At 40.0% G+C, this 22,001-nt stretch carries 15 protein-coding genes; all 15 read right to left on the bottom strand.

Annotated features, from left to right (window positions below):
- Nucleotides 1-309 precede the first annotated feature (309 nt).
- The 15 genes from DWZ47_RS16840 to DWZ47_RS16770 all read right to left on the bottom strand — a co-directional run bounded on the left by DWZ47_RS16840 (nucleotide 310) and on the right by DWZ47_RS16770 (nucleotide 21,954).
- The gene (locus tag DWZ47_RS16840; protein WP_052587824.1) at nucleotides 310-1,065 is read right to left on the bottom strand and encodes a creatininase family protein; all 756 of its coding nucleotides are present in this window, start codon (nucleotides 1,063-1,065) and stop codon (nucleotides 310-312) included.
- 27 nt (nucleotides 1,066-1,092) lie between these two features.
- The gene (locus DWZ47_RS16835) at nucleotides 1,093-2,085 is read right to left on the bottom strand and encodes a FecR family protein (RefSeq protein WP_117513874.1); all 993 of its coding nucleotides are present in this window, start codon (nucleotides 2,083-2,085) and stop codon (nucleotides 1,093-1,095) included.
- A 5-nt stretch (nucleotides 2,086-2,090) separates the two neighbouring features.
- Nucleotides 2,091-2,711 carry an RNA polymerase sigma factor gene (locus DWZ47_RS16830; protein ID WP_004296070.1) on the bottom strand — a complete coding sequence of 207 codons (621 nt, stop codon included), beginning with the start codon at nucleotides 2,709-2,711 and terminating at the stop codon, nucleotides 2,091-2,093.
- 182 nt (nucleotides 2,712-2,893) lie between these two features.
- Nucleotides 2,894-5,098 (bottom strand): alpha-L-rhamnosidase C-terminal domain-containing protein, encoded by a 2,205-nt coding sequence (locus tag DWZ47_RS16825; RefSeq protein WP_182281656.1) that lies wholly within the window; start codon nucleotides 5,096-5,098, stop codon nucleotides 2,894-2,896.
- Between the two features lie 162 nt (nucleotides 5,099-5,260).
- Nucleotides 5,261-7,120, bottom strand: a complete 1,860-nt coding sequence (locus DWZ47_RS16820) for a right-handed parallel beta-helix repeat-containing protein (protein WP_117513872.1) — start codon at nucleotides 7,118-7,120, stop codon at nucleotides 5,261-5,263.
- 35 nt (nucleotides 7,121-7,155) lie between these two features.
- On the bottom strand, nucleotides 7,156-9,252 hold the full coding sequence (locus DWZ47_RS16815) for a glycoside hydrolase family 127 protein (protein ID WP_117513871.1): 2,097 nt from the start codon (nucleotides 9,250-9,252) through the stop codon (nucleotides 7,156-7,158).
- Nucleotides 9,253-9,380: 128 nt separating this feature from the next.
- Entirely contained in the window at nucleotides 9,381-10,130 is a 750-nt protein-coding gene (locus DWZ47_RS16810) for a DUF5131 family protein (protein ID WP_055235035.1), read from the bottom strand.
- A gap of 729 nt (nucleotides 10,131-10,859) precedes the next feature.
- The gene (locus DWZ47_RS16805) at nucleotides 10,860-11,798 is read right to left on the bottom strand and encodes an N-acetylmuramoyl-L-alanine amidase (protein WP_117513869.1); all 939 of its coding nucleotides are present in this window, start codon (nucleotides 11,796-11,798) and stop codon (nucleotides 10,860-10,862) included.
- A 28-nt stretch (nucleotides 11,799-11,826) separates the two neighbouring features.
- Nucleotides 11,827-12,177, bottom strand: a complete 351-nt coding sequence (locus DWZ47_RS16800; protein ID WP_004296077.1) for a hypothetical protein — start codon at nucleotides 12,175-12,177, stop codon at nucleotides 11,827-11,829.
- A gap of 85 nt (nucleotides 12,178-12,262) precedes the next feature.
- On the bottom strand, nucleotides 12,263-12,781 hold the full coding sequence (locus DWZ47_RS16795) for an HU family DNA-binding protein (RefSeq protein ID WP_004296078.1): 519 nt from the start codon (nucleotides 12,779-12,781) through the stop codon (nucleotides 12,263-12,265).
- Between the two features lie 312 nt (nucleotides 12,782-13,093).
- On the bottom strand, nucleotides 13,094-15,043 hold the full coding sequence (locus DWZ47_RS16790) for a protein-disulfide reductase DsbD family protein (RefSeq protein ID WP_117513867.1): 1,950 nt from the start codon (nucleotides 15,041-15,043) through the stop codon (nucleotides 13,094-13,096).
- Between the two features lie 43 nt (nucleotides 15,044-15,086).
- Nucleotides 15,087-16,859 carry a hypothetical protein gene (locus DWZ47_RS16785; protein WP_117513865.1) on the bottom strand — a complete coding sequence of 591 codons (1,773 nt, stop codon included), beginning with the start codon at nucleotides 16,857-16,859 and terminating at the stop codon, nucleotides 15,087-15,089.
- Nucleotides 16,860-16,881: 22 nt separating this feature from the next.
- Complete coding sequence (locus DWZ47_RS16780) at nucleotides 16,882-17,424, bottom strand: hypothetical protein (protein WP_229065724.1); 543 nt, start codon at nucleotides 17,422-17,424, stop codon at nucleotides 16,882-16,884.
- 121 nt (nucleotides 17,425-17,545) lie between these two features.
- Complete coding sequence (locus tag DWZ47_RS16775; RefSeq protein WP_117513863.1) at nucleotides 17,546-19,390, bottom strand: S41 family peptidase; 1,845 nt, start codon at nucleotides 19,388-19,390, stop codon at nucleotides 17,546-17,548.
- A gap of 29 nt (nucleotides 19,391-19,419) precedes the next feature.
- On the bottom strand, nucleotides 19,420-21,954 hold the full coding sequence (locus tag DWZ47_RS16770) for a PL29 family lyase N-terminal domain-containing protein (protein ID WP_117513861.1): 2,535 nt from the start codon (nucleotides 21,952-21,954) through the stop codon (nucleotides 19,420-19,422).
- Nucleotides 21,955-22,001 lie beyond the last annotated feature (47 nt).

The raw sequence follows: 22,001 nt of genomic DNA, 5'->3' as shown, positions 1-22,001 counted from the left end.
AAGAAGCGGGTGAGGGAAAAAACGTTTTTTTCTGAAGTTTTTTTATTTCCAATATTTTTTTTGTGTGATAATGCATTAGTTTTCAACAAGATATGGTTTAGTTTTTATTTGTAGGAAAATGGGATATAAAAAGAAAAGTCCTTCCGGATTTTATTTTCAGAAGGACTTATAACAATAGATTCGTGTTCTTGGCAATTCGCTAGAAACAGTCTTTTGTGATAGTGACGGTATCTTGTTCACATAGTGACGCTATACTTACCGGATACTGTCACTATCACAAAAGGATAGCGTCACTATATTTTTTGCAATCTAGTAAAGTTCCTGATTCACCAATTCGTCAAAGAGCTTTGCATATTTCTCTGCGACTGCTTCCGCAAACTTCTTTCCTTTTTCTACGGAAGCTCCACGTGGATCGCCAACACCGGTATCTTTAGATACTTTCCCCCAGTTCCTGGGAATCCATGCTACTTTTTCATTCAAAGATTGTATGGCAAAAGTTTTATATTCTCCATTCCCTGCTTCTTCAAGATTGACTAATTCGGGGTGATAGTGCATCATTACGGATGTCTCGACTTCATCTGCATGGTCACCCGGATTTTCAAAATAGTCCTTTACCTTTAACACGGTGTACCATTCACTCGATGCTATCAGGAAGTCAGGATAGTCTACCGACAAATCACGAATCATACTTTTAAAAGTATTGCCTCCATGCCCGTTGATAATAACCAATTTTCGGATACCTTGAACATAAAGGGAAGAAACAATATCAGTCAGTATTGCTTTCTGTGTTTCATAACGCGTATGGATACAGAAGGGAAGTTCCCGTTGTCCCGGATTTTGTGAACCCATGCCGATGGGTGGCATAACCATGCAGTTCACGCCATATTTCTGTTTAGCTATCAATGCAGCATCAACTGCTACATCATGGGAAAGAATACAATCTGTCATATATGGCAAATGCAGATTATGAGGTTCAGTAGCTCCCCACGGCAATATCACAATATCATATTTCCTGTCTTTTACTTTTCCATAACAAGATACGGATAAATCCACTTCTTTATTCATATACCCCATTTATTTCTAATGATTATATTATTTCATTTTTACTATCACTTCTTTCTTATCTTCATTATACTCAAACTTCACCGGAGCGATTTTCTCTAAATCCATTAATACTTTCTCTAATAATGTATTGTCCGAAGTCAATGTATAGACATACTTCAAAACGTTTTCATCTTCGACTTTAAACTCTACATTATACCAGCGGTTCAATATTTTAATGACTTCCGGCAACGGGGTATCTTTAAATACTATCACATTCTGTTTCCACATCGACAGGCGTTGCATATCGTTCATTTTGGAAATGGTGCACTGCTGGTTATCTTTGTTGTACACTAATCTTTCGCCGGGTTGCATCGGGTATTTCTTTTCCGTAGGAAGGGTAAGATTAATATTTCCTTCATCCAGACATACTACTATATCCTTATTCTCCGGGTAATCCTGTACATTGAAAGAAGTTCCCAATACATGAATTGCCGGTCCACTTAAATTGACTATAAAAGGACGGTTCTTATTTTTGGCTACTACGAAATAGGCTTCTCCTTCAAGATAAACTTCCCGGGTGTTCAAAGCAAACTTCTTCGGGTATCTTAGTTTCGAATCAGAATTGATATATACTTTTGTTCCGTCCTGAAACATGATTTGTATGCGTTCTCCTTTATCTACCACCACTTCCTCATATTCGGAAGTACCGAACAGGTCGACTTTTGAGTTCAGTTGCATATAAAGTCCGACAATTAAGACAACAGGTATCAATACGGCTGCAACTCGGAAACAGATACGCTTCAACTTCTTGATGCGAATGTTCTTCCGTATCTGTTCTAATATTTTCTTTGAAGGAATATCATGGTCTACATACAAGTCTGCAAACTCATTTTTTATCAGTTCGGAATCCTGTGTCATAGCAGCTTCAAGATAGTCGCTACCTTCTTCCGTGGCAAACCACTCTGCCACATATTTTGCATCTTCCGGGCTGGCAATTCCTGCCAGGACTTCTTCTATTTGTTTATCAGTAGGTCTATTCATTTTTATCACTTTATTAAATGGACACTCAAAAAGGTCATTAGTGTGGTAAATGCAACAATTATTAACATCTTACTTAGATGGATACGGAGAAGTTTCAACGCTTCCGAATAATGTGTCTTGATAGTATTTACGGATAGATTCATCCGTTCCGCAATTTCCTGATTTGTCAGTTCCTCCTGTACTTTCATCAAGCAAATATCCCGTTTTTGCGCAGGAAGCATATCCACTGCTTTATAAAAACTGGACATCAACTCTTTTTTCTCCAGTTTTTCTATCAGATTATCTTCGTAAGGCGAAGCGGCTTGTGCCATCTCATAGTTCTTTGCAATCGCGCTGTTTTCATTGCGAATCAAGTTCAAGACATGATTTTTTGTCATCGTAAAGAGATAGTTCTTTAGGCTGATTCCCACACGTAGTTCTGAACGAAATTCCCACAAACGGCTAAAGACATGTTGCACTACATCTTCTGCCATATCAGAACTCATTAAATAACGATAGGCTAATACATATAATAGTTTATGATACCTTTCATAGGCTTGGGTGAAAGCTCCTTCATCACCTTGTTCAATCAAGGCGAAGAGTTTCTCATCATCTGTATCAGTATATTGGTCAATCTTGTTTTTCATTCTTCGGATTTTGTTTACTTGTTTCCAAAAGAACTAAATGTTTCTCTCTTTATGAAAAGCAAATGTAGCAAATTCCTTAGAAAACCTAGAGGTATTTACGAAAAAAGTCCCCAATTAACAATCCCCCATTAAAATGAGGAACCGTTAATCAAGGACTACTCCACTAACTAATTAACAATGTATTATAAATGATAGGTAACAATTCTTTCTTCAGGTGAATCGATCCAGAGGCGCCATACTCCTACCGACACTTTTTCCGGTGTTCCGATATTTGCTTTAGGTGGACGACAGCTTTTGATGGTCAGATAGCCTTTCCCTTCTGTTGCTTTCACTTTCATCGTTTTGCTGTTCATATAGACATGGATATTGCCATTTGGAGTGGGGACAGTGCCTTCCATCCATTTCAATCCTCCCAACACAGGAGCAATAGCAAACTCTTTATATCCTTCTTTTACAGGTTTCACTCCCAGATAATATTTGCCCAACAGGTAGATAGGACTCGCTCCCCAGGCATGGCACAAACTCTTTCCGTATGGACGGCCATACATGGCAAGATGTTGCGTTCCGGTTTCTTCCGGGTTATATTTTTCCCAGAAGGAGGTAGCTCCTTCCTTCAACATTCCTCCCCAATAGGCTTTCATTTCTTTCATTACAGCATCTTGTTCGCCAAGAGCACAAAGTGCTTCCAGTTCGTAAAAACGCATATAGGGAGTCGTTATTTTCAGAATACTGTCATTTAGCAAAACAGACTGTTTAATGGCTTGTTGCTTATCTTCATTCAAATATTGAAAGAAGACAGAAAACATATTCGCATAACGGGTGACCGCATCACTTTGCTGACCATTGACGCAGTTATGTACAAATGCCTGTTTCTCGTTATTCCAGAAGGCAGGTTCTAACTTTGCTTTCAAAGCAGCAGCCAGTTTCTCGTATTTCTGTTTGCCATTGGCATCTCCAACCAGTTCCGCACACAAAGCCATCGTTTCCAGACTTCTGCAAAATAAGATTTGTTCAAAAGAGAGTTCGCCTTTTTTATCCAGATAGCCGTCTGCCCAGTCCACAAATACCCAGTCGCCGGTCATGCCTTCTACCATGCCATTCTTATTGGTACGTCCCAACACGTAATCCATCATTGTTTGCATACGTGGATACAGTTGGTTGACAAAATGGCGGTCGCCACTATACATATAATAATCATATACGCTAAGGAACCAGTAGAAAGTATAGTCCATGATTGTATTACTGTGGCTGGTCACAGGATCCTTGCCACGAAGTAACCAGATTGTACGTTTGACGGACTCGTTATCAAAGAAAAGATAATAATTCATCAAATAACTTTGGATGGCATCGCCACTCCATACCCAACGGTCACGTTTGATACCATCAATGAAGAATTCGCGGGTAGTGAGATGCATGGTGTATGCGCCAACTTCCCAAATACGATTCAGTTCTTCATCATTGCAACGGAAATTTCCGCGGTATTCTTCAGGAAGATATTCATATTGCATGGAGACTTCTCCAATCTGTACACCCGGCTCGTGAGTTACATAGACATAGCGGAAGGCTTTACTGTTCTCCAATGTATATTCGTTTTCAGAATTACTCAAGGGAGAAGTGCTGCGGATAGCAAGGTCGGTCACTTGTCCCGGTTCGAGCAAGAGTTTGTCCAATGTTTCGTAATATGCTTTATCTTTTGCTTCTTCCGGGCTTTCACCATAATAAATTTCTATTTTTCCTTTTCCGGAAAGATTCTTCAATGTGATGAATCCGAATGTTTCTTTTCCAAAATCATAAAGAATACCTCCTTCGGACTGTTCTGACTTCGTAACAGGTTGCTGCGGTTCACGCATCAGACTGAATTGGGAAGGACGTTGGGTAGCTCCGTCAAAGTTCCAGCATCCGGCATCCATATAGATAGTGGCAGATGTGTCACTCGCTTTTCCGCTCTCGTCAATCCATTCTTTATCTTCGTAAGTCACACGCCAGGAAGAGTCTGAATTCACCGTTTTTCCCTTCACATAAATTGTGGGAGGAGTAGCCTGATTCCAGACTTTGATGTTCAGATTATGTTTTCCGGCCGGAAGCAACACGGTTTCCGGCATACCGAACTGGAGCTTTCCATCCAGTTTGACGTTGTACTTTCCTTCGGCAGCAATAAAGATTTCTTCCGGCTCGGAAAGATTCAGTTGCTTGCTGAATTCTACGACAACATAATGACTGTCCGTTTTCCAAAAAGGAGGAAAAAATGCACCTCGTTCCGTGCGACGGTTATTCATTTGATTTCCCAACCAGATTTCGTAGTCTCCCGGATACCATATCCAGGTCTGGGCAAATGTGCTGCTTGCCAAAGACAAGGCACTAAGCAATATCATATATTTCTTTTTCATTTTTCTTTCTATTACTAACAAACTGAATCATAAGAAATAATTCGTTCCACAGTGGTTGACGTTTAGTTCCACATCTGTTTCCCTTTAGTTCTACAATTGTTTTCCTTTAGTTCCATATCTGTGGAACGAATCACGTATTACAGTTAAATGACTTGTCAATACCTACTGGATATTTAGTAAATCCTTATATCCTGCTTCCAGTCCCGCACGTTCACGAATAACACTATCCACTTTCGGGCCATTGTTTTCCCATACATTTCCCGGACCATTGGCATTTTGCAGATACTTCTCTCCTTCTGTCCAATTATCACATACAGTAATAAAGGAAGAACCTTCATCCGTATAAAGATAGAACCAGTGATTAGGGTCGTGTACATATCCTGGCTTATAAATACTATGCACACAATTCTCCGTTACATAACTTTTCGGCTGCGAACCGAGTGTGTAAATACCTGCCACATCATACATGTGTTTCGCATAATGATGAATCAGATTGGCATGTACTCTGTTATTACGCATACAATTCACAGTTTGCGTCCATCCCCAACCAAGGCTGATGCCACTATAAGGCACTTCACTGATTTCATTATGCTCGATATTGACGTCCCCTACATATCCCGCAGCAATGGCAAGACATCCCCAATCTTCATTGCCTATTTCCGTGAAATAGCAGTTATTGATTTGTTGCTGTGTGCATACTTCCCGACGATCAGCAGGATCGTATGGCAAATGCGTCTCATGAGCAGCCGGAGAAAAACTGCCGACTAACAGACCATTTCCGGCAATATCGCGGAAGAGACAGCCACGAACAACACCGCCTTGCACCGCTTCTTCATAATCCAATCCGGTCGAGCCTAAATGCTCGAATCGGCAACGTTCGAAATCAATCTGCCTTGCAGCAACCACACGAACAGCAGCTGCGGGACGTCCCAACCATCCTTGGTTATCCAACGGATGATTCAAGTAGTTCCGTTGCATTTTCGGATCAATCCGGTAACCATCTGTCAGATACATACCTGCCTGAAGAGGTACATGTCCTTTTTCTGACGGACGCATCCACGTAGTATAGGAAAAAGTAATTTTCTCAAAACGAATATGACACACAGGACGATCCAAAGTTCCTTCCACCCGTACTAATGTCTCAACAGCAGGCACGATCACTTCCGCCTCCTGCATCTTCTCTCCTTCCCGTGGATAATAATATACTTTACGGGCATCTATATCATGATACCATTCTCCGGGTACATCCTGCAATTCGCGGGCATTTGTCAGATAGAAAGCAGAATTATGTCCGTCCGTCGTCACCATCGGACGCGGCCAGGGATGCTCAAACTGAATCCGGCTTTCCGGTTGATGAAAACGTATTGCCGCGCTATCTCCCTGCACTTCAACTGAACGAATCCGAAGATTGGCAACACACCACATCTGATGTAATACCATCTCGGCATATTTAGCTTTCAAATTCCCTTTATTATCAATAAGTCTGCGAATGGAAACTACAGGTACATAAAGAATTTCATTCTTCTCATCCACACTGCAAATGCGATTCATCTTTTCGAAATCCTCCACATCACGGGCACGAACTGCCTTTTTTCCATTCACCCACAACTGGCGGAAATCCAATGGACGTCCATTAAATACCGGTACATCTGCCACCCAAACTTTCCCTTGCTTCTTCCAGCCATTTATGCTGATTCCTCCACTCAATATCACTTTTTCATCGCCTACCGAACGAATGATTGTGGGCGATTCCTTGGTTCCGCTATCTTCCGGACGGATAAAAACCGGTTCATAGAAAGCATACGTTCCACCTTCCATATAGATTGTGATTCCACCTTGAATACGGTTATCCTCTGTCCTGCGCCATTCTCGTGCTTGTCGTAAGGCAGAAGTCAGCGTGGCTTTAGGAGATTGACGAGTTCCGTCGTTGAAGTCACTTCCTTTGGGAGAAATCCAGATCTCACCAGCCAATAGCCAGTGACTGCACAAGATACATATAGCCGTTACAAATAACTTTTTCATGATTTTTTTCACTTCTGTATACTAAACAATCCGGACTATCTGGCAAGAGGCATCCATACAGTCATTTCTCCCTTTCCTCTGTTTCCCCAGGCATAATAAGGAATCAAGCGGATATTTACTGTCTTTTCAGCCTGAACAACCGGCCGGTAAAGCACTCCTTCCCACGAAGTTGCAGATGCCAGACGTGCTATTCCTTCAAGTGCAACAATCGGACTGCCTTCGATTGTGATTTTCTTCGGAGTTAGTTTTATATCAGCGGGAATCAATACATTATCAATCTTTTCCCCGTTTGCAATATCCATACTTTCCAGACAGTACACCAACGGCCCGCGCTTCACGACCACCTGATTACGAATCTCCTCTGCTAACGGATGAGCTTCGAGCAAACGGACAGGCATATCCATCACCAGCTCCACTACATCCCCCTTCTTCCATGTACGATTTACTTCCGCATACGAATTTGCCTTTGCATTGGTTTGCAGCGGCTGTCCATTCACCCTAAGCGTAGCCTTTTCACACCATTCAGGAATACGTAAGAAGAGCGAGAAAGTACCCGCCTTACGAGGAACTTTATCCAACGTTACGCGCACATTTCCATCCCAGGGATAATCCGTTTCCTGCGTCAGAGCTACTTCTCCCTTCTCTTTCCAAGTCGTTGTCAATGTATTTGCCCCATACAGATTGCAATAAATCCCTTCCGGACTCAATGTATATGCATAGTTTTGTGTCTGGCACAGCGTACGCAATGTGTTCGGAGGACAGCAGAAACAACTGATATATTCTGTCCGTTCCTTTGGCCAGCGAAGCGTGTAAGGAAGATCGGCACTGATACGAAGCGGATTCGTGTAGAAATACTTCTTTCCATCCAGACTAATACCGCTCAATACACTATTATAAAGACAAGTCTCCACAAGATCGGCATATTTCGCATCCCCTGTCACTTCCAGCATCCGCCAGTTGAACAACATATTACCGATATTAGCACACGTTTCATTGTGAGCAGTGCTATTCGGCAGCTGATAAGGACGTCCATAACTCTGATGCACTTTCTGAATACTATCCGGCTCATAACACGTTCCATCGGGCGATGTACCATCATAAAGAGCACCGCAAGCACCGGTCACATACATTTTCCGGGTCACGATATCATTCCAGATACTAGTCAGATTCTTCATTAATTGCTGCTCACCGGTTTCTGCATATACATCCGCTACTCCGGCATACAGATAGTTGGCACGTACCGCATGTCCCATCGCACGATATTGATCGCGGAAAGGAATACGGTCCTGATTATCGTCCGTACCGTTCTCCACCATGCCACGGATATCAATCAGATTCTTTGAAAGTTCCAGATAACGGGGATTTCCGGTAGCCCGGTACATTTCAACTACCCCCATATAATGAGAGGGACAAATAGCATTACGAGCCAGTTCGGCAGAAGCCGTTTCATAAAAATGACAGAGGAAATCCGTCGCTTTCACGGCAGCATCGAAAAGAGTCGTTTTTCCGGTGGCACGACGATGCACAATACCCGCCATCATCAAGTGTCCCAGATTATAAGTCTCAAAGTTCAACCGATTCGCAAAAGCTCCTTTTTCATCCTCGTCACCTACTTTCGTTCCAATGACCGTTTGTTTATGCTGACCCTCCAATGCATGAGAGTCAATCCCTTTATTCAGTTCTTCGATAACAACAGGCGTATGTATATAACCGTCTGCACGTTGGGCTTTTACGACACAAGTAATAAAGTTATCCATTAACTTGTCCAACTCCGGATCTTTATTAACTGCATAGACAGAAGCGACACCTTCCATCCATTTATACATATCTCCGTCATGAAATGGAGGTCCCCAATGCTCTCCTTTGCATACCCCGGCAGCAATCTCAAAATTACGGAAACCGTGAGAGATCTCCGGCGCGTTCCAAGTGTTCCACATACTTTGCAGGGAAGTCCGGCTAAATACCTGAAAGCGATCTCCCCAGAATCCATCTGTCCAATGTACGGCACTGATTCCGGTATTCGCCATCTTCGCAAAACGGCTCTGACTCATATCCGTCAATCCATTGCTTTGCGCAAGTGCTCCCGTAACGGAGGCGGAAGCTAAAAGAAGTAACAGTTTTATCTGTTTCATTAATATGGATAATTTAAAATTTACACAATATCTTTATAAAAAGACGTGATTATCCGCATTTTGTACTCAATAAAACAAAAAAGCGAAGATTGCCAAGCAACCCTCGCTTTCAGTAAAAAATATCTGAACTAACCTTTTATTTCTTGTTTATCAGGCGTATAATTCAATCCTGCCTTCCTCGCCTGCGAATGTTGAAACTGTCGGGCAATTTTGTATTCATGTCCCTCTTTCAGCAAATAACTCCCAGTCTGCTTGAACCAAAAGCCGACATTCGCATCTATACATTGCTGCCGGATATCCAGCACCCACTCGTAGTCACACATTCGGGCTTCCTTTCCCGACTCCCCTCCGGCAACCACCTGTTCCACCCAATCCCCTAACTCACCTCTAAAATCAATCCGGCTAAGAAGCGGCTCGCAGATAATAATTTTATGTTTAATAGGGATTTCTCTATAAATAGGTAGACGATAATCCACCCTATCCTGATTCTCCATTGTGCAGCAGATTGTTACGTTCTCATACCCATCACCCCAATCGGGAGGCAGACACTGTTGCAATCGGTCTATCCGTTTAGTGATAAAGAGGAAACGAAGATCCTGCCGTATCCGCATCATCTCCCACGCTTCGGCACGCCATTCGTCAGCATCTTCTATCAGAAAGTCCGAAGTAAAACAGGTATATACCAGATTGCCCGAAGGTATCTTATACGTACCGTTCTTTTTCCGAAGCAAGGGTAAATCAAACTTCTCCGTCTTTGTCACCACCGAACTGTCTTTTCCATATTTACCATCCGTCCGATACACATAACAATGGCGGCAGCCCTCACTCAATTTGTGACAGCCATGCCAAAGATTCCACATTGAAGCTTTTTCACCCATCTTCTTTTTTTCTTCAAAGATATATTTAAACTATTACATAACCATAAAAAGAGTGCACCCTATTCTTCAACAGAATAAAGGTGCACCAAAACACAAACAAAACAAACAATAGAGCGACCTTCACAGGCAGCCGATCCACAAGGGATCTTTATCTTAGTCAGCCCATCTTGATGATGACAGCTTCACTCATAGCGATACTCCTACTGCTGATAACAATGCAGGCAAAAAGTATTCCATGTATTGCCTTACATGAATCCGGTTTTCCATTTCCTCCCAAAATTCTAATTGCTTATAACGGGTAAAGTAGCACCCAAAAATCATAAAAGAATGTTTTTTTATCGAGAAGACATTTTGCTAATCGACTATTATATATAATCATTAATCCCTAATATTGTTTGTTAGTTACCTTCTGCAAAGGTCCGTATAATCACGAATATGGCAAATTGTATTCATGTTTAAGAGAACAATATCTGTTTACAAACAAGACTAATAGCTAATATTTTAAAATAGCCTGTTTCAGTATATGCAAAATTCAAACTCAAAAGCTACCACTTTTACGTTATTCGCACATTTAGGGCTATACAATTCCAATTATCACAATAGAAAAATTCGCCCTCATTCTCATTGTATATCCCGATGATGAATATGAATATTATTGAACAATCACTCCATTAAGCCCGATATACCTCTACAAAGATAGTATTATTCTATATATTTCTATGCAAATCCTCAAAAAAGAATTCTCCTCTTTTTATAAATAAAGTAAAGTAACATCAATGCCGATATACTAATTATTAGCATCCAACTTATATTTTTCCTATAATATAAGCTATTCTCTTCCTCCTCACAAACCACTTTATGATGATTCGTGTCGATGAAAGATGATATTTGAGTATCTTCTTTCTCATCTATCCTCTCTTTCTTTTCAAAAACCTTATTCACCGTCTTTCTGCTACCTGAAATAAAACAGGTGGAAGAGAAATCCCCTGTCGCAGTATCTTTCCCCAATACTACCAATATTTGTTCGGTAGACTCCTCCATCCGTTCCAGCATCTTCCTTTCCTGATTAACATCATACGAAGCCACATGGGAAGAATGCCCGGAAGAACTTGAATCCATCTGCACCTCACTGCTCCTACTGATAACTTCCTTCTTAGTCCTACATCCCGAAAGCACCCCCGGAAGAACGAACCCCAATAATAAAACAAACAGCAGCTCTCTCCCACTCTTCATAAACTCCCTCACATCAAAACAAGGACACGCTTTCACATATTCATAAGGTTCGATCACCCCGTCTCCATTCAAATCCGGCGAAGTATCCCGGTGTCCCAATACCTGAAGAATAGTATATTCCCGTTGCAAATCCATTATTACTTGATAAAGCACCCGTTTTTGAACATTTGTCCGAGTATCTGCCGGATGTCCGTTCTCATCCAATCCCCCGATATAACAGAGCCCGATACTTCGCTCATTCCAACCTTTGCAATGTGCTCCAGGCAAATCAATTTCCCTTCCTTTCTCCAGTCTTCCGTCCAGACGGATAACATAATGATATCCGATACCGTTGAACCCACGTTCCCGGTGCCAACGGTCAATATCTGTGGCGGTAAAGTCCTGTCCGGCTTTTGTTGCCGAGCAATGCACTATAATAGAATCTATCTTTCTCATGACATTTTATTTTTATCAACTAACCTCATTAATATTCCGAAGGAGGAATGCGCTTCACACACCCTCTGATCTCACACTTTTTCACCTCCGACTCTTTCTGTGCCAACTCCACCTCATGGCATTTATGTATCCAGTCGATCTTCTCTTCCTGCTCCTTGCGAAGCTCGATATAAAGCCCGTCTATTTTCTCGTCCCGCTGTGCCAGGCGATCTTCCAACCAATCCACCTTTTTACGACGATTTTCTTCTTCCAGACTGCTCACGTCTGCCTCTTCTTTCCGTGCATCCGTTTTCCGGCAAGAGATATATCTCACCATCCATTTCACCGCTTCCAAACCACCCATAGCAGTAATAAAAGCAAGGATTGTAGTTATTTGCATATTGATCTATTTATGTAGTTATAAAGAAAGAATGAGGCCGAAGCCCCATTCCATACAAAATCGCTAATTCCCGACTTTCCGTTTATCAAGCTGCCGGATCGGGTGCTTCGCCATTACCTCCTGCACCTCCGTCAGGATCCGGTGCTTCGCCTCCTTCGCCTGAATCACCGTCGATGATACTTGAGTCGTTGATATGATCCAAATCCTTAAACTTCAATCCATCCGAACGCGTCGAGGTTCCCGTAAAGAGACGGATATCCGAATTCGCACGAAAACAAACCCGCAGACCACTGATGTCGGATACAGTAAAGTCTTCTGCCTTTTCCGTTCCTTTGCTTTGAGCTGAAAGGAAAAAGTAACCCAATCCCTTAATGTTCACTGAACGGCCCGAAAGTAATGTCTTACGTAGAAGTGTGCGAAAATCTTTCAATACACTAATTGTTTCACCCTCACTTACACCGGAAGTAGAAGAGATTTCTTTTGCAAACTCATCTAGTGTAGCGCTCGTATCATATTGATAAGAAATCACCGGATACACTTTCTTTCCTGCCTCTTTGTTTGTCGGATCACACAGACGTTGAACTCTTTTAAATCTAATTGCCATAATACTTTTCTTTTTTTAAATGAATACTGTTTAATAATTACTTCGCTAACGTTAACAATGCAAAGATGCGACATATTCAACGGACATGAAACGACAAGCGATTATCGGCACTACAGAGCCTACAAACAGTATTTATAGCAAATAATCAACCCAATACCTGGAAAAAAGCGACAAGCAGAGGGACAAGGGAGCATAAAAAAGACCGGCAAACAAAGTCACGCTTTGTATGCCGGTCCCACTACCTAAAAACAAATTCCTTTTCTAATCCTATCGATCACAAGTCCAGGTTAAAAAGAGAATCAATGACTAAATTCATTTTACGTAATGTTCCAATCCTTTCTGTAAAAACTCAATATAAGAAGTAATATCTTCATTATATGCATACGACTTATTCAACGGATAACCTTCATTATCCAGCAATACATAAAAAGGCTGTGCATTTGCTCCAAACTTCACACGTTGCAGATAGCTCCATTTATCCCCTACCGAGCGTAAGGTACGTTCCGTTCCATTTTCCGTTACTTTGAGCGGCTCATTCAATGGAGTCTTATCATCTACATACAAAGAGATAAGCACATATTTATCATTGATGATACCGCCTACCTTACTATCTGTCCATACAGCCGCCTCCATCTTACGACAATTCACACAACCATATCCGGTAAAGTCGACCATCACAGGCATTCCCTGTTGCCGTGCATACTCCATCCCAATATCATAGTCCTTGAATCTGGGGTGAACCTCATTCGAATATAGATTAAAGTCCTGTGTCATCACAGGAGGAGCAAATGCACTGACAGCTTTCAAAGGTGCTCCCCAAAGTCCGGGGATCATATACACAGCAAACGCTAAAGAGACAAGTGCAAGAAAGAAGCGGGCTACGCCTACCCTACTTTCATCACCGTCATGCGGAAACTTGATCTTTCCTAACAGATATAACCCCATCAGTCCGAAAATCACAATCCATAATGCAAGGAAGGTTTCCCTATCCAGAATTCTCCAACCATAGGCTAAGTCCGCAACCGATAAGAATTTCAAGGCAAAAGCCAGTTCCAGAAAGCCCAATGTCACTTTAATTACATTCATCCACCCTCCTGACTTAGGCATTGATTTCAGCCACGAAGGAAAAAGAGCAAACAGTGTGAATGGTAAAGCCAAAGCGATGGCAAAGCCTAACATTCCAATAGCAGGAGCAATCACACTACCAGTTGTAGAAACCTGTACGAGCAAAAATCCAATAATAGGCCCTGTACAAGAGAAAGACACCAGAGATAACGTAAATGCCATCAGAAAAATACTTAGCAGCCCACTCGTCGCTTCCGCTTTGCTATCCACAGCATTACTCCATTTAGAAGGCAAAGTAAGTTCAAATGCCCCAAAGAAAGAAGCAGCAAAAATAATCAGCATCAAGAAAAAAAGAATATTGAATACGGCATTCGTTGATAAAGCGTTCAATGCACTAGCACCAAATATTAAAGTAATTGCTAATCCCAGTGTTACATAAATCACCACAATCGAAGCACCATAAGTCCATGCATCCCGAATCCCTTTCTTCTTGTCTTTGTTTCTTTTCAGGAAGAAACTCACAGTCATAGGAATAATCGGCCATACACAAGGAGTAAACAAAGCCAATAAACCGCCAAGAAATCCGGTGACAAAGACATACAGCCAAGATTTATCCTCTTGAGAATGTTCTTCCCCCAACTCTTGCAGTTCATTAATAACCGGCTTCCAAAGATCACTTTCCGATTGCTTCTCTAGCACATTTGCCGGCCTCTCTTCCTCTTCTTTTGCAACTGCTATATCTGCTTCTGCTTTTTTCCCATATTGAAAAGGAATTTGAGTCGGAGGTAAACAACTCTCATCATTACAAGCCCCAAACTCCAGAAACCCTTCTATAAAGTAATCATATCCTGTAAATCTCACTTTTTGGATAAACTGTACCGTATCTTCAAAATAACGCACGTTCATCTCGAACATCTTATCATAGATGCTGATTTCTTTTCCAACAGGTTGCAATTTACCCACTGTTTCTACATGACTACTCGCATTGATGTTGAAAGTAGCGGAAATAGGCCCATCATCCCCTAGTCCAGTCGAGTATACATGCCATCCTTTCTCTATCGAAGCGGTAAACACGATTTCCGCTTCCGTTTCAGAGGTCATTTTCAACTCATTTTTGAACTTTACAGGCTCCTTGATTTGTGCTTGTATATTTCCGATAGTGTACCAACTCAATAATAAAAATAAAATAATTCTCATTTTCTAAGTTCTAAATTATAATCTATTAATATCCTTTTCACCCTTATTTTATCAAATAGCAAGCATCTTTAGGATATATGACTTCACATTTGAGAGGATAAAGAATAGAATGATGATCCACGTAATTTATTGAGTCCGGATGATACATACTATAAACTGTTACCCCCAATTGGGCGGACTCTCCCGCACGAAAGACACGAGGTGCAGAGTCCTCGATATAGCTACGATCGATACGACGAAACTTTAAGAAGTTCTGAATATATGTAGTTTTAATATCACAAGCCACACGGTGTTCAAATGTCGGTGCTTGCCCCATGCTTATATCATATCTATAGCGTTCTAGCCTATTTTCTCCTGTTGGCTGACTTGGTTTACTTGGAGGTAAACTAACATTTCCTTCATTCACTTTTCCCTCTTCTGTAAAAGTCACATTATAATCGGGACGATAATATTTGGAAAAATAAAAATACCTCGCCGGGATATTTCTATTATTGGAGACTCTTGCTGTAACTTTATAATTTCCATAGTCATTAAATTTAATTCGCACATGTCCATTGTTTACTTGTACTATCGAAACACTTTGTGCTGTATTATTATCAAACGTACTTTCTTCTACGGTAATTTTAAAAGTAGGTATAAATCCATCCTCCTGATACGCCACTTTGAAATCATAATACTCTCCAAGTTCAATACTACTTGGAACTGTAAAGGTTGGTTTATCATAAGCAGCATTAAACTTCTTTGTATATCTATACTCAGTACCATCTATATCATCAGTTACTACAAAAGTAACAATACATCCTCCAGCTTCCGTGAAGCATAAATCGAATGAATTTTCACCTGTTTTCTTAAATTCATAAGATCCTGGATTGCTAATTGGTTCTGCTGTAAGTGTATATTTGGGATTATAGCACCACTCATACGTATATGAAGTTGTAACAGTATATTTCACTCCTATTTTTAGTTTCATTGCACCCTTGTTGTCTTCAGGAGTCGGGTTATAATCAATTTGAGTTTTAGCCGGATTCAATTGATATAATTCAGGAATAAGAACTTTATCTTCAAAAGAAAGTCCATTCCAGAGATTTTTATTTGTTGCCAATCCCGCTTCTGGTTGCATAATAGAAGTATCATATTCACTGGAATGTTCCAAACCTACTAAATGTCCTATAGCATGCATCAAAGCATACTTCTTTTGGTCTTTAGTCAATTCTGACCAGTATTTATATTTAGAATTTATATAAATATAATCGCCCGCTTTTCCACCTGTAACTCCTTCAATACGAATCAATTCCGAAGAAGTCATAGAGTAAGCATTATCTTGAATTACAATACTCACTTTATGACGCTTACGAGGAGTATCTATATCAAAATAAGTACTAAAATGCAGACAGCATTTGCTCAATTTATTCCATTCTGCTACAGCCTCTTTAAAAATAGCCTCATTACCATATTGGTTATCGAAAAGTGACAGATGCATTCGATAACATTCAGGTTCTATCCGTCTTTTATAATTCAAACGTACTTCAGGTTGTTCACGTAATTCTTGTAATCTTGATTTCTTAAAAATAAGTTCCGACTCAACCAAATAAAAAGAATCACAATCTACTATCGCTATGGTATCATACCCGTGAGCTGCTAATATTGCTTTATCAGCCTCAAGAATAGAAGAGTAACTTCCTAATCCTCTAGTTTTTATTTTCTCCGAAGTTGTTTTATCTTTAATTACTAACTCTTCCAAATTGCTACTGCATGAAAAGCAAAAAAAAGTCGACAAAAAACAGAACAAAAAAACCTTCATATTTTTATCATTCATAGTATTATTTTTCTTAAGTTAATTAATTATTTACCAGCGAAATAGAACGAAACCACTTATACTCTCCCTCCATTGCCCCTTCTCTCCATACTTTCAATTGATATGGCTTGGTTACAAAATATTTGTTTAAAGTAGGATTGTAAATTCTTACAGCAAAATTATATGTTCCTTCACCACCATATAGTACTACAACAGTCGCATACCAATCAGAATTAAATATTTCCTTTATAGACTCACTCGCAGGTACAGGTCTATTTATCCAACGTCCATATTCATTCCATTGATAGACACCTCTCGGTATGACTATCGGATATTCAGAATCATAATTGACTATTGATATGTATGTATTCGACAAAGGACATTTGTCACTCTCCCCAATACATAATAATTCACTTAAAGGTACTGTTTCTTCGTAATGGTTTGAAAGTATAATATCCCAACTAGTTACCACATTATCCACCACTTCATATTGTGATTTACTTTCAGAATCATCATCCGAACAACTGCTTATTAATCCTAACATTCCAATGAATATGATTAATTTATATAACGATTTATTCATCATAATATTCCATTTTATTTCTATTCATTTATAGAGCAAAATGGGGATGCCCTCACTAACACCTTATCGAGAAGCATCCCCTTTAACTTAAGAGAAAATTTATTTCACAAGAGATTTAGTCTTATTAATATAAGTTTTCTACTTCCGGCTTGTTGTAAATAAGCGAGCCAAAAGTTCCCGCAGGACGTTTCAAAGGTACAGATGGTACTCGAATGATTTCATCTGGTTGCGAGCGGGTCATTCCTGATCTTCCACTACGTTTCACCGGTTCACCTGTCATTGGATCCACCCCTTGAACATCGCATAGTGCCCAATATAATGGATAATTGAAATCAAAGTTATCCCAATCTCCAAAAGCATAAGGAAATACATTATCAATGTCATCCTCGTAATTCGAGTTTTGATTATTCAACATGACGTCCGGATCAATACCGTCAGCATAATCTCCCCAATCTTTAGCATTGAAAGAACGGAAAGTTATCGGAGCAAATTCATAATATTTATTTCCATATTTATACTCTTGCACTTCCATTCCTACATTCTTTCCTTCCGTGCGGCTGCCAAATAATTTCACAGGAAAATCTATACCTCTTAATCCACTAATTATCAATTCACTGGCGGAAGCCGTTTCTTCTGAACAGATGATTCTTACAGATTTAAGATTTAGATCATCACCGTCACCAAAACGGATATATTCATCTGCGCCGGAACTACGTTGCATTTTCATAAATACATCCGAACGATGTGATGTGCCGGCGATAGAAGCAGCTAAATAACGAGCTAATTCAACAGAACCTCCATTGTTGAAACGTAAATCCAAAATCAAATCTGTAATACCTTCTGTCTTGAACTGTTGAATTATATATTTTAAGTCTTCCTCAAAATTCAAATCAAAACTTAGATAAACTAAATAACCGATGTTGAATTTGTTCTCTTTTTTGTCTTGTATAAACATCGAAGTCAATATAGGACTATTATTATAACTACCAGTGGTTAATGTGGTAGTTCCATCTACTAAATCATAGCCGCCCCGGGTTTCATCAAAGATTTTACGTCTATAACCGATTTTAAAAGTTTCGCCTCCACCTGCATAAAACAAAGTGCTCATGTATTGCTGATAATTATTCTTGTTCAAAGTAACCCCATTAACGGAAACAATCACGTCGCCCCGTCTCAATCCGGCTTTTTCAGCTGGAGATCCTAGATATACATATCCAATAGCCAATCCAATAGTTGTCTTATCTGGCATATAAGAAGAGAAAAACGTACCAAGTCCCGACCCTGTAACGCTTGTTGCACGAGTATTTGCGCGAGTTCTACTGGAACCGGTTTCCATTATATAAGAATAAATATAACGCTTGCCTGCATTGACTGAAAATGCACGATAAGTTCCTCCATCCTCTGTGTTGGTTTTCATTGGCAAAAGATAAGTTGACAGAAAATTATCATAAGAGACTGATGCATAATCTACATCCAGTGTATTATATTCTTCTTTAAAGAGATAATGTTCCTTCAAATATTTATCCATAAACTCATTAAGAGCCAGATCTACCGCTGTGCCGGAACCTCCTCCTTGTGTGATTGTACATACTGTAACAGGAGTTTTATATCCCTCAACTTGCACAAGTACTGTTAATATACGTTCTTGTCCGGCTTCATTTTTATCAACCTTTACCCTAAAGCCTCCTTTACCGGCAGCAGAATTACCACTGGTATTAGTAATAGCCGCCCAGTCCGATCCTGTAGAATATTGTAAAGAAGGAGTCCATTTTCCTGAAGCAGTAAACGAAATTTCAACAGTCTCTCCATAAATTGAAACAGTCTTTTCCGTTTCACTGCTAATTGCAGTGATTCCATTATCCGTACCGCCAACTTCTCCTTCGTCATCACTATCCGAACAATTACTGAAAGCAATCAGACACAAAGCAAGCAATACTGTACTATAAAAGCTATTAAATAAGTTTTTCATCTATTATTTTATTAAATTAGAAATTAAAATTATTGCGTCGGAGCATCTACTACAGTTTTAGAAACCTCATAAAAACGTCCTTCTTCATCTACCCAGGTTACATTGATATTAGCTGGCAATGTTCCATAAATACTCCCCGAATAAGTCGTTGTTTGTTTCACACCATTTTTCATCACATACCTGATTTGTTCATCATACATGCCAGTCAGATAATCTGCAGGTCCTGCAAATACATAAAAGACTTTGCAGCCAGATTTAGGTTTCACCGTGTAGGAAACGGTATAGAACTTGTCTTTTTCTATCTTGTCAATCGTAACTTCCGGTACGCTGGTATTCCATAAATCCGTATCTCTGTCTTTTCTTACAAAAGTTGGTTTTGCACTGGTATATACCTTCTTTGTCATAGTTGAAGAAGGATTACCAACAGCATCAACCGCTATCATAAACAATACATATTCTGAGTTAAATGCGATGTCCTCAATCACCAGTTGATGATTCTTCAGTTCTGCAGCAACAATTTCACTAACATTACTATTCATAATCAATGCTTGCTTTACTGTTTCTTCATCTCCCCAATACGGATAATTTTTAAAATCACTCGATTTCATGTGGACATAACGAAATTTCACCGGATTTCCGGTCGGGGTCAGCGTTAAAGTCGTAGACATAGTTCCTGCATCAATTGCCACATCCACCGAAATTGAAGAATTATAAGATATTTCCTTGGAATCAGCCTGCACTTTGACTAATGATCCGAGTTGTCCTTTGTCATTTAATGCTACTGCAACAAAAGAACCTTTTGTTCCCGGTTCTAAAGAAGCTCTTTCAAAATTTTCTGCCTCTTTGGAAAAATCTCCGTTTTTGATAAGATAGGAAATAACTTCTTTGTCAGTGCCATAATTAGCCAAAGTCTGTTCTTTCATATAAGAATAATAGAACTTATAACAGTCAGTTCCAGGAGTAATGGTCGCACTTACACTTGAAACCGTAGTAACAATATTACCAATATTTATTGTTGCTGTTCCATCGTACGTCAACGCAGGAACAGGAATCTCCACCGTTACCAATTCATCTGTTTTATACTCCTTATCTTCTTTATAAGGGATAGCCCAAAGTACATATGTTGTTCCTGGTATTACCCTTGGAAGAAAATCCAATACTTTGCCCTCCAACGGTCCATTATAATCCGAATTCTGTTTGTTTCCGCCTCCAAAGGACAAATCGTCAATAACTCCTTCGGGTGAATAATTTGCCTTGTCTGCAATTCCCGTATAATAAATCCCACACCCCTTTCTAATTGCAGAAACCGTTGCACCTTCAAAAGTAATATTTGAAACCTTTAGTTCTACAGTCGGATCTATCTTAATCACAGTAGCAATCACATCGTCAGGTAAATATTCGCCTGTATCAGATGGAGGCACTGCCCAAACCATGTATGTCATTCCAGCTTCAGGGTCTTTGCCAATCAATTCTGCCAATGGCATCTTATCAAGCGCCTTTGTCTTCATATACATACGGGCTGTATATCCGTTCACTAATTCAGCTACAGTTTCTGCACTGTATTCATTGATTTCCAATACTCCCAGATAATACATTTCTATGCCATTTGTCAAAGTAGTAGAAACCGTCTGGCCCACAGTAGATATGACTACAGGAGCATCTCCTATGATTACCGGAATCTCCGAAATAATACTCTGTCCGCCGGATGCAACAGCCATTATAGCTACTTTGCCACTCATCTCTGCATATTGATTTTCTGTCACAGGAGCAGTAATAGTCAGTCCTTTTCCTGACAGTGAAGCCTTCCAACCGTCTGGTTTTGTTACGGTATATTTCGAAATTCCACTCATTTCAACTGAAATAAGTTTCTCCTCACCATTCTTAAAGTATTGTTTTCCGGACAATATATCGCATTTCAATTCCTTAGACTTCAATAGCTTTAATATTGTACCATCTTTCAGAGTAAAATACGCATAATCATCATCCTGACTTACTTCACTGAAAAGAGAAGCATCTCCTGTCCCTTCTCCGGACGCATAAACACCAGTAGGATCCCAAGTTTTTCCACCATCCGTAGAAATCTCCCACTCTTTCGTATTCGTATTAATGCGGATCTTAGGAGCGGCAGCCGTCACAGGCATCAAATTGCCTTCTCCATCTTTCAGAAATGTTTTTTTACCGTCCGTACCGGTTATACCCCAATAATAAATGCCATCTTCTTCATTCTTTATTACGGTTATTTGAGGAGCATCCTCTCCATTTTCACCATTACGAATGGTTACTTCCGTCTGATCTGAAAACTTGATTGTATAACTTCCGTCTTCATTCTCCAGTACAGAAGCGATTGATTTATTTTGAGATAAGGCATCTGTCAATGTCTTCAAGGTAGAAAGGTCTGTCTGTACGCTTTGCAACGAAGCTTCCAACTTATCCATGCGATCTTCCAGACCGGAAATTGAGTTTTTTAAATCATCGTCATTATAACATGACGATAACATTACCACACATACTGCCAGAAAACATACATATTTTCCCATACTACATAAAAAATGATTTCTTCTCATATCTTAAAAAAATTAGATGATTAGAGAAAAGCCGCACGACAGACTTT

Source organism: Bacteroides sp. AF32-8BH (assembly GCF_003435205.1).
Lineage (GTDB): Bacteria > Bacteroidota > Bacteroidia > Bacteroidales > Bacteroidaceae > Bacteroides > Bacteroides ovatus.
This window is presented reverse-complemented; position numbering and strand designations above follow the sequence as displayed.